A 15,351-nucleotide genomic window follows, 5' to 3' on the forward strand; every position below is an offset into this window, starting at 1 on the left:
CCTCGGGGCGGGCGGCCCGGACCACCCGCACGGCGCTTCCCGCGAAGGAGAGACATGGGAGCCCAGCAGAGGGAGTACAAGAAGCGGATCGGCTCCGCCCAGGGCATGAAGAAGATCTTCAAGGCCAAGGAGATGGTGGCCGCCTCGCGCATCGCCAAGGCGCATGCCCGCGTGCTGGCCACGACCCCGTACGCCGACGCGATCACCCGGGCCATCGGCGCGGTGGCGACCCATTCCGGGGACGTCGCCCACCCGTTCCTGGACCAGGAGCGCTCCTCGAGCGGGCGCGCCGGGATCGTGCTGATCACCGCGGACCGCGGCATGACCGGCTCGTACTCGCACAACGTCATCCGCGCTGCGGAGGAGCTCGCGAACGCGCTGCAGGAGGAGGGCAAGACCCCCGTCCTGTACGTCGTCGGCCGCAAGGGCGAGACCTACTACCGCTTCCGCAACCGCCCGCCGCACGAGGCCTGGGCCCCGTACCACGAGGGTGAGCTCCCCGAGCTCGGCCACGAGATCGCCCAGCGGGTCACCGCGGACCTCCTCAGCGAGGACCCGGAGACCCACCTCGACGAGCTGTACCTGGTCGGCACGCGGTTCAAGACCCGCTTCCAGCAGGTCGCCCGCGCCACCCGTCTGGTCCCGATCGAGGTCGTCGACGCGGACGAGGATCACGGCACCGCCCGCCCCACGTACCCGCTGTACGAGTTCACCCCGGACGCCGAGCAGGTCATGGACGAGCTCATGCCGCGGTACCTCGAGTCCAAGCTCGTCAACATCCTGCTGCAGTCGATGGCCTCGGAGCACGCGGCCACGCAGCGGGCGATGAAGACGGCGACGGACAACGCGGAGACCCAGGTCAAGAAGTTCACCCGCCTGGCCAACTCGGCCCGTCAGGCGGAGATCACCCAGGAGATCACGGAGATCGTCGGCGGCGCCGACGCCCTCTCGGGATCCGGTCGCAAGGAACGCTGAGCCGCCTCGAGCGCACCGAGCGCCGGCCCGAACCATTTGGAGAGAATGCAGATGAGCATCACCGACACCACTGACGCCACCGCGGCGCCCGCGCAGAAGGGCACGGGCCGGGTTGCCCGTGTCACCGGCGCGGTCGTCGACATCGAGTTCCCGCCCGGGGACATCCCCGAGCTGTACAACGCGCTGACCACCGAGATCTCGGTCCAGGGCGCGGGCCTCGAGCCCTCGACCCTGACCCTCGAGACGGCTCAGCACCTCGGCGACGGCATGGTCCGCGCCGTGGCCCTGAAGCCGACCGACGGCCTCGTCCGCGGCCAGGCGGTCACCGACACCGGCGCCCCGATCTCCGTCCCCGTGGGCGACGCGACCCTGGGCACCGTCTTCGACGTGACCGGCACCCCGCTGAACAAGCCCGCCTCCGAGGTGCAGGTCAGCGAGCGCTGGCCCATCCACCGCAAGGCGCCGAACTTCGACCAGCTCGAGTCGAAGACGACCATGTTCGAGACCGGCATCAAGTCGATCGACCTCCTCACCCCGTACGTGCAGGGCGGCAAGATCGGCCTGTTCGGCGGCGCGGGCGTGGGCAAGACGGTGCTCATCCAGGAGATGATCTACCGCGTGGCCAACAACCACGACGGCGTCTCCGTGTTCGCCGGCGTGGGCGAGCGCACCCGTGAGGGCTGGGACCTCATCGAGGAGATGACGGAGTCCGGCGTCATCGAGAAGACCGCCCTGGTCTTCGGCCAGATGGACGAGCCGCCGGGCACGCGCCTCCGCATCGCGCTGACCGGCCTCACGATGGCCGAGTACTTCCGCGACGTGCAGCAGCAGGACGTCCTGCTGTTCATCGACAACATCTTCCGCTTCACCCAGGCGGGCTCCGAGGTCTCCACGCTGCTGGGCCGCATGCCCTCCGCCGTGGGCTACCAGCCCAACCTGGCGGACGAGATGGGTGTGCTCCAGGAGCGCATCACCTCGACCCGCGGCCACTCGATCACCTCGATGCAGGCGATCTACGTGCCGGCGGACGACTACACCGACCCGGCGCCGGCGACCACCTTCGCCCACCTGGACGCGACCACGGAGCTCTCCCGTGAGATCGCCTCGCGCGGTCTGTACCCGGCGATCGACCCGCTGTCCTCGACCTCGCGCATCCTCGACCCGCGCTACGTGGGCCAGGAGCACTACGACGTCGCGGTCCGCGTGAAGCAGATCCTGCAGCGCAACAAGGAGCTCCAGGACATCATCGCGATGCTGGGCGTCGACGAGCTCTCCGAGGAGGACAAGGTCACCGTGTCGCGTGCACGGCGCATCCAGCAGTTCCTCTCGCAGAACACCCACCTCGCCAAGCAGTTCACCGGCGTGGACGGCTCCGACGTGCCCCTCAAGGACACCATCGAGTCGTTCAAGGGCATCTGCGACGGCGAGTTCGACCACGTCCCGGAGCAGGCGTTCTTCAACGTCGGCGGCATCGACATGGTGCTCGAGAACTGGCACAACATCCAGAAGGAGCTCGGCCAGTGAGCTCCCTCGCGGTCACCTTCGTCACCTCGGACCGGACCGTGTGGTCCGGCAGCGCCTCTCAGGTCGTGGTGCCGGCGGCGGACGGCTCGATGGGCATCCTGCCCCGCATGCAGCCGACCCTCGCGATCCTCGACCGCGGTGTGGTGCGCATCCACGACGAGTCCGGCCAGGTCACCGAGCGCGAGGTCGCGGGCGGGTTCGTCTCCGTGGACGCCGACGTCGTCACCATCGCTGTCGACCGCGCGGCGCGCCGCGATCCGGCCGAGCGCTGAACCGGCGCTGACGCCGATGCATCATCCGAGCATCCCGATCCTCCTCGTGGGGGTCGGGATGCTCGTCGTTCTGGCGCTGGTCGTGCTCTTCGCGCTCAACGTGCGCCGCGCCGTCGTCCTCGACCGCGCGGGCGCCGTCCAGTGCCAGATGGCGCGGAGCCTCCTGGGGCGCCGCGAGGTCTGGCAGCACGGCGTGCTGCAGGTGGGCAACGACCGCCTGCGCTGGTTCCGTGACCTGTCGCTGCTGCCCGGGCCGCAGCTGATGATCCCGCGCCGGGACATCCTCGAGGTCGAGCGGGAACGGCTCGTAGAGCCCTCGGGCCCGACGGGACCCGGAGGACCGGCGCCCGAGCGCGTGCTCGTCGCCTTCTTCCTGCGGGGCGGCCGCACCGTGCAGGCGCTCATGGACGCCCCCGCCGCCGCGGCGCTGCAGTCCTGGCTCGAGGCGGCGCCGACGGGCCTCGTCCTCGGCGACGCCGACTGACCCTCGGGCCCGGGGCCGCGCCCCGGCTCAGACGGTGACGATCTCCCCGCGGCGCAGCACCTCGGTGACCTGGAGACCTCGATCCGTGAGCAGCAGGTCCGCGCTCCGGCCGGCGGCGAGAGAGCCGATCGAGTCCTCGAGCCCCAGCACCCGGGCCGGGACGATGCTCGCGGCGCGCACGGCGACCGCGAGATCGACGCCCGCCTCCTGCACCGCGAAGCGCACCACGTCGATCAGGTGCGCCGTGCCGCCGGCGATCGCCCCGCCGTCGGTGAGCGTGGCGGTGCCGCCGGCGACCGTGACCTCCTGCGCGCCGAGCGTGTAGGTGCCGTCCGCCATGCCGGCGGCGGCCATCGCATCGGTCACGAGGGCCACGTGGTCCGGGGCGGCGATCGCGAGGACATGGGCGACGGTCCGTGCGTCGAGGTGGACACCGTCGGCGATGACCTCGAGGACCATCTCGCCGCGGGCCCCCGCGTCGAGCGCCGCGAGCGCAGGACCCGGATCGCGGTGGTGCACCGGGCGCATGCCGTTGAACAGGTGCGTCGCGGTGGGCAGCGGGCTGCGGCCGCGGTGACGGCGCAGCGCCTGCGTGGAGCGGGCGATCGCGGCCGTCATCTCCGCGCTGGAGCCGTCGCTGTGCCCGAGGGAGGGGACGGCGCCGGCGGCGGCGAGGGCGTCGATGACGGCCTCGGCGGCCGGGGTCTCCGGGGCAAGCGTCATCGTCGCGAGGGCGCCCCCGCCCAGCTCCGCGAGCTCCGCGACGAGGTGCGGGTCGCCGTCGACGATGTGCTGCGCGTTCTGGGCGCCGCGGCGCTCGACCGAGACGAAGGGGCCCTCGGAGTGGATCCCCACGATCTCCCCGGCCGCGGCGAGCAGGGCGAGGTCGCGCACGCGGGCGCGGAGCGTGTCCGCGGAGGCGGTGACGAGCGAGGCGACGAGCGAGGTGGTCCCGTGGCGCCGGTGCTCGTGGACCGCGGTGAGCATCTCCTCGGAGGTGGTGGAGTCCGGGAAGGACGCGCCGCCGCCGCCGTGGCAGTGGAGGTCGACGAGGCCGGGGAGGATCAGGCCCTCGTGCTCGATCGTGCGGGTCGCGCGATGCTCCGGCGCGGACGCCGCGGGTCCGGACCAGCGGATCGTCCCGCCGGCGACGAGGACGAGGGCGTCGGGCACGAGCCCGCCGGGCAGCACGGCCGTGCCGCGCACCGCGAGGTCGGCGTCGCCGCCGTGGGGAACGGCGGGAGAGGGGGTGGTGCTCACGACGGGACTCCTCGGTGGGACAGGGCCGGGGCGGGACGGGTCCCGGAATCCGGGCGGGGTGGGAACTGCTGGGTGCGCGTCAGAACAGGCGGGACTCCGCGTCGTCCATGCCGCGCAGGGCGTCGTAGTCGAGGGTCACGCACTCGATGCCGCGGTCCTGCGCGAGGACGCGGGCCTGGGGCTTGATGATTTGGGCGGCGAAGATGCCGCGCACGGGCGCGAGCAGGGGGTCGCGGTTGAGGAGCTCGAGGTAGCGGGTGAGCTGCTCGACGCCGTCGATCTCGCCGCGCCGCTTGATCTCGACGGCGACCGCGCGTCCCTGCGCGTCGCGGGCGAGGATGTCCACGGGGCCGATCGCGGTGCCGTACTCGCGGCGCACCAGGCTCCAGCCCTCGCCGAGGGTGTGTATGTGCTCGGCCAGGAGCGCCTGGAGGTGCGCCTCGACGCCGTCCTTCTGCAGACCGGGGTCCTCGCCGAGCTCGTGGGCGGACTCCTCGATCAGCTCGTGGATCCGCACGCGGAGGGTGTCGCCGGTCTTGGTGTGGGTCACGTCCCACTGCTGGATCCAGGCGCCCTCCGGATCGGCCTCGGCCTCGGCGGCCGAGCGCTCGGTGGTGCGCAGGGTCGCGGGCGGGCTCATCCAGTTCAGCGGCTTGTAGCTGCCGCCGTCGGAATGCACCAGCACGCTGCCGTCGGCCTTGAGGATCAGGAGCCGAGGGGCAAGCGGGAGATGGGCGGTGAGTCGACCGGTGTAGTCGACGGAGCAACGGGCAACCACGAGACGCACCCGGTAAGGCTAGCCGATCGCGGAGCGGCGCCGGGTGCGAGTGCTCACGTGGGGGTGGTCCCGTCGAGTGAGCGCCCGTATCGTGGGCGGGTCCCCTGCCCGGGCGGTGCCCGGTGAAACTCGAAGGAGCTGCCACCGTGCAACGTCTGCTGGCCATCCTGCTGGTCCTGATCGGAGTGATCGGTCTCGTGCTGGGCCGTCTCGGAGAGACCACCTGGGCTCCCGCGACCGAGGTCACCGCGACCGCGGAGCTCGCCGACGCCGGCCCCGCCGTCGTCATCGATCCCGGAGTGCTGTACATCGGCGGCAAGGAGGGCACGGTCACGGTGACCGGTGCCTCCGACGTCTCCGTCATCACCGCCCCCGAGGGCGACGTGACCGCCTACCTCGACGGCACGAAGTACACCCGCATCACGGGCGCGAGCGACTGGTCCACGCTGACCACCGAGGTCGTGGGCGCGGACGGCGCGACTGAGATCGATGACCCGACCAGCTCGGACCTGTGGCGCACGGTGGAGACTTCCCCGAGCCCCGTGACGATCGACATCGCCGACTTCGCGGCCGCGGAGACCGGGGACGAGGAGCAGGAGTACCGCCCGATCCTCCTGGTCACGGACGGGAAGTCCGCGGGCGCGGAGAAGGTCAGCATCACCTGGCCGGTCGAGGCGGAGAACCGCTGGGTGCCCTTCGCCTACGCCGGCGGCGCCGCGATCGCCGTGATCGGCCTCGTGCTGCTCGTGGTCTCCCTGGGCGGCGGCCGCCGCCGCGACGAGGGGATCGAGGATGCGGACGGGAGCGCGGAGGGCGAGGAGCCTGTCGCCGCCGTCGATCCCACCGAGGAGCTGCCGCGCGCGGAGGACGGCGGCGCCCCGCTCGCGCCCACCTCGTCGAGCGCTGCCGGCGCCGCGACCGCGGCCTCCGACCGGACCCCTCCCACCGCCCCCACCGCCCCGGAGGCCCCGGCCTCCGCCGACGACGCCGACCTCTGGTCCGTGGTCGACGAGGACCAGCGCCGCGTCGAGTCCCCCGAGGAGGACCGATGACCAGCCCCCGCCCCCGCACCGTCGCCCGGCGTCGTCTCGTGCTCGGTGGAGGCGGTCTCGCCCTCGCCGGCCTCCTCGCCGCGTGCGCCGAGACCCCCGAGGCCCCGCCCGCCGCCGAGGCCGGCCCCACCCTCGCCGAGCCCACCCCCAACACCACCGAGGGCCAGCTCACGACCGTCGTCACCGAGATCAGCGCTGCCGTCGCCGCGGCGGACAAGGCCCGGGACGCGGGCAAGCTGGCACCCCGCGTCGTCGGCTCCGTCGCCGCGTTCCGCAAGGCGATGTACGGCCTCATCGAGAAGGACGACCAGTGGGCGGAGGACCTCACCGCTCCCGGCGAGTCGCTCATGGTCCCCATGACCTCGACGGACGCCGAGTTCCCGCGCACCGCGATCGCGCTGGTCGCGAGCTCCGCGAAGGACGGCGTGCCGATGTTCATGGCGCTCCAGCAGGCTGATGCCCGCTCCCCGTACACCACCTGGGGCTGGGCGCAGCAGGCGAGCGGCGTCGAGATGCCGGAGGTCCCCGCGGATGTCGTGGGCTCCGCTCCGGTCACCCCGGACACCGACGACCTGCTGATGACCCCGAAGGACGCCCTCGCGCTCTACGCGAAGGTGCTCTCCGACGGCGACGCCGCCGACAAGGACGACAAGCTCGCCGAGAACCCGTTCCAGACCGAGACCCACAAGCGCATCCAGACGGAGCGCAAGGAGCTCAACGCGGGCGTCGAGAAGGACGAGGTGGCCACCATCAAGGAGGTGTTCACGGTCGTCGAGGACGAGTTCGCCGGTCTGCGCACCGCGGACGGCGGCGCCATCGTGCTCGCGACCCTCACGTCCGTGCGCAAGGTGGCGATCAAGGACGGCGCGACCGTCCGCTACGCCGAGGACAACAAGTACACGACGGTGATCGGCACCAAGGAGTTCACCAAGGAGTTCATCCGCGAGTTCGGCACCCAGGTCGCCGTGTACATCCCCGCGAAGGACTCCGACGCCCAGGTCCAGCCCATCGGCGCGACCCAGACGGCGACGGGCACGAGCGGCTCCTGACCGGCCCTCCCCGTGACGCGCCCCGGGACCCCGCCATGGCGGGCCCGGGGCGCTGTCGTCCCGGTGCGCTCCCGCCCGGGGACGCTCCCGGGGCGCGGCGCACAGCCGCTGGCGAACACGAGCGGCCGGCGGCCGCGGGCTTCGTAGACTGAGGGGGTTTCCGCCCCCGTCGAAGGAGCTCCTCCGTGTCCGATCCCTACGGCATCATCGATCTCGCCCAGCTCAAGCAGCCCGCGGGGGACGCGGTCGGCGCATCCGGCACCGCCGGTCCCTACGAGGTCGCGGTCACCGAGCAGGGGCTCGAGCAGCTCATCGCCGACTCCCAGCAGGTCGCGACGCTGCTGCTCGTCACGAGCTCCCGCGTCCCCGAGGGCGAGGCCTTCCTGCAGTCGCTCCGCGACGGCGTGACCGCGCGCGGCGGCGCCGTGCGCCTCGCGGTCGTCGACGCCGACACCCAGCCCCGCGTCGCGGGCGCCCTCCGCGTGCAGCAGCTACCCACGCTCCTCCTGCTCCTGCAGGGTCAGCTCCAGCCGATCGTGGACTCCGTGCTCGGCGCGGAGGAGATCGGCCCGCTGCTCGACCAGGTCGTCCAGCTCGCCCAGCAGCAGGGCATGGACGTCTCCGGCGCCGCGGCCGGCGCCGACGACGCGGCCGACGCCCCGGCGGAGGAGCCCCTGGACCCGCTGATCGCCGAGGCCTACGCCGCGATCGAGCGCGGGGACCTCGACGCCGCCGTCGACGCCTACGACCGCCGCCTCCAGCAGAGCCCGGCGGACGACGAGGCGAAGGCCGGACGCGCCACCGTCGAGCTCATGCGTCGCACCCAGCAGGCCGATCCCGCGGCCGCCCGCACCGCCGCCGCCGAGGCTCCCGCCGATCTCGACGCGCAGCTGCTCGTCGCGGACCTCGACATGCTCGGCGGCCACGTCGACGACGCCTTCGGGCGCCTGCTCGACCTCCTGCGCGGCGCCGACCAGGAGACGAAGGACGCCGTGCGCGCCCGGCTGCTCGAGCTGTTCGAGGTCGCCGGAGCCGAGGACCCGCGGGTGGGGCCGGCGCGCCGCCGCCTCGCGAACCTGCTCTACTGAGCGCACCGTCCCGCCCGCCCCTCGCGGGCGGCCGGGGCACGCACGAGGGCCTGCCCGATCCGCGGATCGGGCAGGCCCTCGTGCATCGGAGGCGGCGCGCTCAGCCCTCGCGGAGCCGTGCGGGCACGAGGACCACGGCGCCGAGCGGCGGGACCGCGAGCCGCACGGAGTGCTCCCGGCCGTGCGCCGCCACCGTCTCGGCGTGGACGCGGCCGAGGTTGCCCACGCCGCTGCCGCCGTAGACGGTCGCGTCGGAGTTGAGGACCTCGAGCCAGGTGCCGCCCTCGGGCAGCGGGACCCGCAGGTCCAGCCACGGCTCGGGGGAGAAGCTCAGCACCACGACGACCGGGTCCCCGGCGCCGTCGCGGCGCACGAACGCCACGAGGTTGTGGCCCGCGTCGTCCCCGATCAGCCACTCGAAGCCCGCGGGGTCCTGGTCCAGCTCGTGGAGGGCCGGGAGCTCCGCCTGCAGCGCGTTGAGGTCCTTCACGAGCTGCTGGACGCCGCGGTGCAGCGGGTACTCGACGAGCCACCAGGGCAGGCCGTCCTGCTCCGACCACTCGGTGCCCTGGGCGAACTCGCTGCCCATGAACAGCAGCTGCTTGCCAGGATGGGTCCACTGCAGGGCCAGGTAGACGCGCAGCGAGGCGGCCTGCTGCCAGTCGTCGCCGGGCGCCTTGCGCAGCAGCGAGCCCTTGCCGTGGACGACCTCGTCGTGGGAGATCGGCAGCACGAAGTTCTCGGAGTACTGGTAGACCATCGAGAAGGTCAGCTCGCCGTGGTGGTGCTGACGGTGCACCGGGTCCTCGCCGAGGTACTCGAGGGTGTCGTGCATCCAGCCCATGTTCCACTTGAAGCCGAAGCCCAGTCCGCCGGCGTCCGTGGGGCGCGTGACCCCGGGGAACGAGGTGGACTCCTCGGCGATCATGACGATGCCCGGGGCCCGCTTGTAGGCGGTCGCGTTGGCCTCCTGGAGGAAGGCGATCGCCTCGAGGTCCTCCCGCCCGCCGTGGACGTTGGGCACCCACTGGCCCTCCTCGCGGGAGTAGTCCAGGTAGAGCATCGAGGCGACGGCGTCCACGCGCAGGCCGTCGACGTGGAACTCCTCGAGCCAGTAGCAGGCGTTGGCGACGAGGAAGTTGCGCACCTCGTGGCGTCCCACGTCGAACACGTAGGTGCCCCAGTCGGGGTGCTCGCCGCGCCGCGGGTCCGCGTGCTCGTACAGGGGCGTGCCGTCGAAGCGGCCCAGGGCCCACTCGTCCTTGGGGAAGTGGGCGGGCACCCAGTCCATGATCACGCCGATCCCCGCCGCGTGCAGGGCGTCGATCAGCGCGCGCAGCTCGTCCGGGGAGCCCAGCCGCGAGGTGGGGGCGTAGTAGCCGGTCACCTGGTATCCCCAGGAGCCGCCGAAGGGGTGCTCGGCGAGCGGCATGAACTCCACGTGCGTGAAGCCCATCTCGACCACGTAGTCCACGAGCTCCGTCGCGAGCTCGGTGTAGCCGAGGCCCGGTCGCCAGCTCGGCAGGTGCAGCTCGTAGATCGACATGCGGGAGCTCACGGGCTGCTGCTGCGCACGCCGGGCGAGCCAGGCGTCGTCCGTCCACTCGTAGTCGCTCTCGGCGACGATCGAGCCGGTCGCGGGCGGGACCTCGGCGCGGCGGGCCATCGGGTCCGCCTTGTCCCGCCAGGTGCCGTCGGCGCTGAGGATCCGGAACTTGTAGACCTCTCCCGCGCCGATCCCGGGCAGGAAGATCTCCCACACGCCGGAGGCGCCGAGGGAGCGCAGGGCGGTCTGTCGGCCGTCCCAGCCGGAGAACGCGCCGATGACCTGCACGGCCCTTGCCCCGGGGGCCCAGACCGCGAAGGAGGTGCCCGGCACGCCGTCGACGGTGCGCACGTGCGCGCCGAGCGCGCGCCACAGCTCCTCGTGGCGGCCCTCCCGGATGAGGTGCAGGTCGAGCTCGCCGAGGGTGGGCAGGAAGCGGTACGGGTCCTCGACCTCGACCGCGGGCTCCCCGGCGGCCCAGGTCACGCGCAGACGGTAGCGCTCGATCTCGGGGCGGTCGACGACCGCGACCCAGATGCCGTCGTACTCGTGCTCCATGGGGACGGAGGTGCCGTCCTCGAGCACCACCTCGACCGCGTGCGCGAGCGGCTTGAGGGCGCGGACGGTGACGGCGCCCTCGTAGGGCTGGGCCCCGAGCACGGAATGCGGGTCGTGGTACGAGCCGGTCGCCGCCGCGCCGAGCTCGTGGACCGCGAGCTGCAGCCGGGAGGGGCCGGCGTCGGGTGTCGTCCGGTCACCGGCGGGTCCGGCGCCTGCGGGGACGACGGGGGTCGCGTCATCGGACATGGGGGTCCTCCTCGGGTCGGACGATGCGCAGCACGTGCGCGGGGCGGTCGTGCGGGTCGAGGATGACGAAGGGGTCCTCGCCCCAGGTGAAGCGCTCCCCGGTGAGCAGGTCCTCGACCTCGAAGGACGCGCCGACGTCGAGGGCGCCGAGGTCCAGGGAGAGGCGGGTCCAGGCGCCGCGGTCGTGCACGGTGAGCGAGGCGACGAGCACCGTGTCCGCCTGCCCGGTGGGGGACTCGTCGGCCGGCAGGTGCTTGGAGAACACGACGACGTCCTCGTCCTCCGCCTCGTGGAAGCGGATCGTGGTGAGGGTCTGCAGGGCGGGGTGCTCGCGACGGATCCGGTTGAGGTCGCCCAGCAGCGGCTCGAGGCTCGTGCCCTGGGCGAGCGCCCCGGCGAAGTCGCGCGGCCGGTACTCGTACTTCTCGTTGTCGATCTGCTCCTCCGCGCCCGGGCGGGGGACGTCCTCGACGAGCTCGTAGCCGGAGTAGATGCCCCAGGTGGGCACGAGGGTCGCGGCGAGGACCGCCCGCAGCGCGAAGGCCGCCCGGCCCCCGGAGCTCATGAACGGGGTGAGGATGTCGTGGGTCGTCGGCCAGAAGCTGGGGCGCATGTAGGGGGCCGCCTCGACGAGCTCCTCGAGGTACTCCTGGAGCTCGGCGGGGGTGTGGCGCCAGGTGAAGTAGGTGTAGCTCTGGTGGAAGCCGACCTTGCCCAGGGTGTGCATCATCGTGGGGCGGGTGAACGCCTCGGCGAGGAAGACGACCTCGGGGTGCTTCTCGTCGAACTCCGCGAGCAGCTGCTCCCAGAAGCGCACGGGCTTCGTGTGCGGGTTGTCCACCCGGAACAGGGTCACGCCGTGCTCGACCCAGAGCTCGAGCACGTCGCGGATCGCCGCGTACAGGCCCTCGTAGTCCGTGTCGAAGCTCAGCGGGTAGATGTCCTGGTACTTCTTCGGCGGGTTCTCGGCGTAAGCGATCGAGCCGTCCGGCCGCACGACGAACCACTCGGGGTGCTCGGTGACCCAGGGATGGTCCGGCGAGCACTGCAGGGCCACGTCGAGGGCGACCTCGAGGTCGAGCTCCTTCGCACGGGCGACGAAGGCGTCGAAGTCCTCCATGGTGCCGAGGTCCGGGTGGATCGCGTCGTGGCCGCCCTCCGCGGCGCCGATCGCGTAGGGGGAGCCGGGATCGCCCGGCCGCGGGTCCAGCGAGTTGTTGCGGCCCTTGCGGAAGGCGGTGCCGATCGGGTGGATCGGGGTCAGGTAGGCGACGTCGAAGCCCATCGCGGCGACGCGGTCCAGGGAGTCGGCCGCGGTGCGCAGCGTGCCGGAGACCCAGCCGCTCTCCGGGTCGAAGCGCGCGCCCTCGGAGCGGGGGAACATCTCGTACCAGGAGCCGAACAGGGCGCGGGGGCGGTGCACGACGAGCGCGTGGGGGCCGGAGACGGTGACCCCCTCGCGCAGCGGGCGCACGTCGAGCACCCCGCGGAGGTCCGCGGCGAGCGCCGGGGCCACCCGCGCGGCGGGGGAGAGGGAGGAGTCCTGGAGGCTCGCGATCGCGGCCTCGAGCAGGGGGCGGTCCGCGGCGGGGCGGGTGCCGTCGGCGACCTCGGCGAGGGCGGCGCGCAGCACGGCGACGCCCTCGGCGCACACGAGCGGCTCGTCGATGCCGGCGGGGATCTTCACCTCCGCCACGTGGGCCCAGGTGTCGTACGGCGAGGAGAAGGCCTCGATCCGGAAGGACCAGTGACCCGCGGAGTCCGGGCCCACGCGCGTCTCCCACAGGTCCAGGCCGGGGTTCGTCGAGCGCAGGCGGCGCACGGTCTCGGCGCCCTGCGGGTCCGTGAGCACCACCTGCACGCCCATCGCGTCGTGGCCCTCGCGGAAGGCGTTCGCCGTGATCCGGACGCTCTCGCCGACGACGCACGAGGCGGGGAACCGACCGCCGTCGACCACGGGGGTGACGCCCATGATCGGGATCCGGCCGACGCCGGCGTCCAGCGGGTCCGGCGCCGTGGCTGCCACGGCCGGGGCGGCGGTGGTGGACGGTGCGGCGTGCTGCAGCGGGCGGCTCCCGCTCCCGGTGGGAGCGGTGGTCGCCGGGGTCCGGTCCAGGGGGGACGACGAAGATGACACGAGCTCTCCTGACTGCGCGGACGCGCGCCCGCACCCGGGCGCGGTGACGGTGCTCACCCTAGCCGTCCCGCCGGGGTCAGGGCTCCGCGATCCCGACCACGAGGACGCTCCCGGGGGCGATCAGGCGGGAGCCCGGGGCCAGGGGAGCGGAGGGGAGGGAGGACATGTCCTCGAGATCGCTGTCGAAAAGCACTCGGGCGACCCCCTGCGGCCAGGGCGCGCCGGGGAGGTGCAGCGGCACCGGCTCGGACTCCGCGGAGACGACGATCAGCAGGTGCTCGGTCGCCTCCCCGGTGCCGGGCTCGCCCGGGATCCCGGGCCGGAGCATGGCGAGCAGGTGCCGGGTGGGGTCCATCCAGTCGGCATGGGTCATGCCCTCGCCGTCGGCGCGGAACCAGGCGACCTGCCCCGGGTCCAGGGCCTCGGCGTGAGCGGGCTGGAGGAAGTGAGGGGTGCGCAGCGAGGGGTAGGTCGCCCGCAGCTGCAGGAGCCGTCGCACGGCCTCCCGCTGGACGCGGGCGAGCTCGTCGACGTCCCAGCTCAGCCACGAGATCTCGTTGTCCTGGCAGTAGGCGTTGTTGTTGCCGCGCTGGGTGCGGGCGATCTCGTCCCCGGCGGTGAGCATGGGGTGCCGGAGGCGAGGATCAGGGTCGCGAGCAGCGCCCGCTGGGTGCGCAGCCGCTCCCGGCGCAGGGACTCCCGCGCGGCACCGCCCTCGGGTCCGTCCTCGGGCTCGCCCTCGACGCCGTGGTTCCACGAGCGGTTGTTCCCGGTGCCGTCCCGGTTCTCCTCGCCGTTGGCCTCGTTGTGCTTCTCCTCGTAGGCCGTGAGGTCGTGGAGAGTGAAGCCGTCGTGCGCGCTCACGTAGTTCACGGATGCCCAGGGGGAGCGGAGGCTGCGCCCCTGCGGCAGGTGCTCGGGGTCGCCGCCGGTGAACAGGTCGCTCGATCCCGCGAGCCGGGTCGCGAGATCGCGGACCCCGCCGACCGCCCGGTCGCCGGAGCGCTCGCGGTGGGCGCGGTCGGAGAGCCAGAAGGAGCGCACGTCGTCGCGGAAGGCGTCGTTCCACTCGGCGAAGGGCGGCGGGAAGCCGCCCGTCTGCCAGCCGCCGGTGCCCACGTCCCAGGGCTCGGCGATGAGCTTCACCCCGCGCAGCACCGGGTCGGTGACGATCGCGCGCAGCAGCGGATGATCGGGGCGGAAGCCGCCCGCGTCCCGGCCGAGCGTCGCGGCGAGGTCGAAGCGGAAGCCGTCCACGTGCATCTCCTGGACCCAGTACCGCAGGGAGCCCAGCACGAGGTCCACGACGTGCACGGAGGTCGCGTCGAGGGTGCCGCCGGTGCCCGTGACGTCCTGGAAGGAGCCGTGGTCCATCGCGTAGTAGGCGAGATTGTCCAGTCCCCGCAGGGACAGCGAGGGGCCCTCCGCCCCGCCCTCCGCGGTGTGGTTGTAGACGACGTCGAGGATGACCTCGAGCCCTGCCGCGTGGAGGCTGCGGATCATGGTCCGCACCTCGTCGAGCACCGCCTGCGCGCCGGCGCGCTGGGCGGCGGCGGTCGCGAGCGAGGGCTCGGGCGCGAAGAAGGAGAGCGAGGAGTAGCCCCAGTAGTTCGTGAGGCCCAGGCGGGTCAGGTGCGGCTCGTCCATCGCCGCGTGGATCGGCAGCAGCTCGACGGAGGTGACCCCGAGCTCGCGCAGGTAGCCGGTGATCGCGGGATGGCCGAGCCCCGCGTAGGTGCCGCGCAGCGGGGCCGGCAGCGCCGGGTGGAGGCGGGTGAAGCCCTTGACGTGGAGCTCGTAGAGCACGGTCGCGTCCCAGTCCACGAGCGGGCGCAGGTCGTCCTGCCAGTCGAAGTCGTCCCGCACGACGACGGACCACACGGCCTCGGGGCCCGAGTCCACGGGGCTGGGCTCGGCGGCGGGGCCGACGGCCTCCAGCATCGAGTCCACCTCGAAGGGGAAGAAGGAGCTCAGCAGCGGCGAGGCGTGCGAGATGCCGCGGGCCGTGGGGTCCAGCAGCAGCTGGCGCGGGTTCCCAAAGAGCCCGGCGCCGGGGTCCCAGGGTCCCTCGACCCTCAGGCCGTACTGGGTGCCGGGCAGCATGCCGGTCACGTGGTCCCAGCGCAGGCCGCCGTCGAAGTGCCGCAGGCGCTGGCGCCGCTCCGCCCCGGAGGAGCGCACGCACAGGTCCACCGCGGTCGCGCGGGGGGCGGCGACGGCGAAGGTCCCGCGACCCAGCTCGTCGACGACGAGCCCGGGGGAGGTGGGCGCGAGCGGCGGGGTCGCGCGGTCGAATCGGTCTGCCTGCACCCGCGCATTCTCCCACCCGGGGGCCGGCCGCCGTCCCCGCGCCTGAGCCGCGGCGACGCGACCTGGACC

General features: G+C 73.1%; 13 protein-coding genes. 7 read left to right on the forward strand and 6 right to left on the reverse strand.

All coding sequences use genetic code 11. The features are described from left to right. The first annotated feature begins 54 nt into the window (after positions 1-54). From C1N80_RS09250 to C1N80_RS09265, 4 genes are read left to right on the forward strand one after another with little or no spacing between them, the layout of a single operon-like run. Entirely contained in the window at positions 55-975 is a 921-nt protein-coding gene (locus C1N80_RS09250) for a F0F1 ATP synthase subunit gamma (protein WP_137770493.1), read from the forward strand. Positions 976-1,026: 51 nt separating this feature from the next. Further along, positions 1,027-2,499, forward strand: coding sequence for a F0F1 ATP synthase subunit beta (gene atpD, locus C1N80_RS09255; RefSeq protein ID WP_168198074.1), 1,473 nt, complete (start codon positions 1,027-1,029; stop codon positions 2,497-2,499). Next, positions 2,496-2,771 carry a F0F1 ATP synthase subunit epsilon gene (locus C1N80_RS09260; protein ID WP_137770495.1) on the forward strand — a complete coding sequence of 92 codons (276 nt, stop codon included), beginning with the start codon at positions 2,496-2,498 and terminating at the stop codon, positions 2,769-2,771. The genes atpD and C1N80_RS09260 overlap by 4 nt, the downstream gene beginning before the upstream one ends. A 16-nt stretch (positions 2,772-2,787) precedes the next feature. Further along, positions 2,788-3,255 (forward strand): DUF2550 family protein, encoded by a 468-nt coding sequence (locus C1N80_RS09265; protein ID WP_137770496.1) that lies wholly within the window; start codon positions 2,788-2,790, stop codon positions 3,253-3,255. A gap of 27 nt (positions 3,256-3,282) precedes the next feature. Here C1N80_RS09265 and C1N80_RS09270 read toward each other — a convergent pair whose 3' ends face one another. Beyond that, positions 3,283-4,515: an N-acetylglucosamine-6-phosphate deacetylase gene (locus tag C1N80_RS09270; RefSeq protein ID WP_137770497.1), complete on the reverse strand. Its 1,233-nt coding sequence runs from the start codon at positions 4,513-4,515 to the stop codon at positions 3,283-3,285. A 79-nt stretch (positions 4,516-4,594) separates the two neighbouring features. Next, positions 4,595-5,302, reverse strand: coding sequence for an endonuclease NucS (gene nucS, locus C1N80_RS09275; RefSeq protein WP_137770498.1), 708 nt, complete (start codon positions 5,300-5,302; stop codon positions 4,595-4,597). Between the two features lie 137 nt (positions 5,303-5,439). Between nucS and C1N80_RS09280 the strand changes: the two genes are divergently transcribed. The 3 genes from C1N80_RS09280 to C1N80_RS09290 all read left to right on the forward strand — a co-directional run bounded on the left by C1N80_RS09280 (position 5,440) and on the right by C1N80_RS09290 (position 8,482). Beyond that, positions 5,440-6,345 carry a hypothetical protein gene (locus C1N80_RS09280; protein ID WP_240811076.1) on the forward strand — a complete coding sequence of 302 codons (906 nt, stop codon included), beginning with the start codon at positions 5,440-5,442 and terminating at the stop codon, positions 6,343-6,345. Then, on the forward strand, positions 6,342-7,394 hold the full coding sequence (locus C1N80_RS09285) for a hypothetical protein (protein WP_137770499.1): 1,053 nt from the start codon (positions 6,342-6,344) through the stop codon (positions 7,392-7,394). Before C1N80_RS09280 ends, C1N80_RS09285 begins: the two co-directional genes overlap by 4 nt. 185 nt (positions 7,395-7,579) lie before the next feature. Beyond that, complete coding sequence (locus C1N80_RS09290) at positions 7,580-8,482, forward strand: co-chaperone YbbN (RefSeq protein ID WP_137770500.1); 903 nt, start codon at positions 7,580-7,582, stop codon at positions 8,480-8,482. 100 nt (positions 8,483-8,582) lie between these two features. Here the strand turns inward: C1N80_RS09290 and glgB are convergent, their stop codons facing one another. The 4 genes from glgB to C1N80_RS09305 all read right to left on the reverse strand — a co-directional run bounded on the left by glgB (position 8,583) and on the right by C1N80_RS09305 (position 15,282). Further along, positions 8,583-10,835 (reverse strand): 1,4-alpha-glucan branching protein GlgB, encoded by a 2,253-nt coding sequence (gene glgB, locus C1N80_RS09295; RefSeq protein ID WP_137770501.1) that lies wholly within the window; start codon positions 10,833-10,835, stop codon positions 8,583-8,585. Next, positions 10,825-12,807, reverse strand: a complete 1,983-nt coding sequence (locus C1N80_RS09300) for an alpha-1,4-glucan--maltose-1-phosphate maltosyltransferase (RefSeq protein ID WP_137771718.1) — start codon at positions 12,805-12,807, stop codon at positions 10,825-10,827. Before C1N80_RS09300 ends, glgB begins: the two co-directional genes overlap by 11 nt. A 241-nt stretch (positions 12,808-13,048) precedes the next feature. Beyond that, on the reverse strand, positions 13,049-13,597 hold the full coding sequence (locus C1N80_RS15805) for a hypothetical protein (RefSeq protein WP_240811077.1): 549 nt from the start codon (positions 13,595-13,597) through the stop codon (positions 13,049-13,051). Beyond that, positions 13,513-15,282 (reverse strand): glycogen-debranching protein, encoded by a 1,770-nt coding sequence (locus tag C1N80_RS09305; protein ID WP_240811078.1) that lies wholly within the window; start codon positions 15,280-15,282, stop codon positions 13,513-13,515. Before C1N80_RS09305 ends, C1N80_RS15805 begins: the two co-directional genes overlap by 85 nt. Positions 15,283-15,351 lie beyond the last annotated feature (69 nt).

The organism is Brachybacterium sp. SGAir0954 (assembly GCF_005490785.1).
Taxonomy (GTDB): domain Bacteria; phylum Actinomycetota; class Actinomycetes; order Actinomycetales; family Dermabacteraceae; genus Brachybacterium; species Brachybacterium rhamnosum.

Excerpts from the sequence above, each read along its gene's own strand:
- glgB (WP_137770501.1), bottom strand. The coding sequence starts at position 10,835 with ATGTCCGATGACGCGACCCCCGTCGTCCCCGCAGGCGCCGGACCCGCC.
- C1N80_RS09300 (WP_137771718.1), bottom strand. The coding sequence starts at position 12,807 with ATGGGCGTCACCCCCGTGGTCGACGGCGGTCGGTTCCCCGCCTCGTGC.
- C1N80_RS09285 (WP_137770499.1), top strand. The coding sequence starts at position 6,342 with ATGACCAGCCCCCGCCCCCGCACCGTCGCCCGGCGTCGTCTCGTGCTC.
- C1N80_RS15805 (WP_240811077.1), bottom strand. The coding sequence starts at position 13,597 with ATGCTCACCGCCGGGGACGAGATCGCCCGCACCCAGCGCGGCAACAAC.
- C1N80_RS09265 (WP_137770496.1), top strand. The coding sequence starts at position 2,788 with ATGCATCATCCGAGCATCCCGATCCTCCTCGTGGGGGTCGGGATGCTC.
- atpD (WP_168198074.1), top strand. The coding sequence starts at position 1,027 with ATGAGCATCACCGACACCACTGACGCCACCGCGGCGCCCGCGCAGAAG.
- C1N80_RS09250 (WP_137770493.1), top strand. The coding sequence starts at position 55 with ATGGGAGCCCAGCAGAGGGAGTACAAGAAGCGGATCGGCTCCGCCCAG.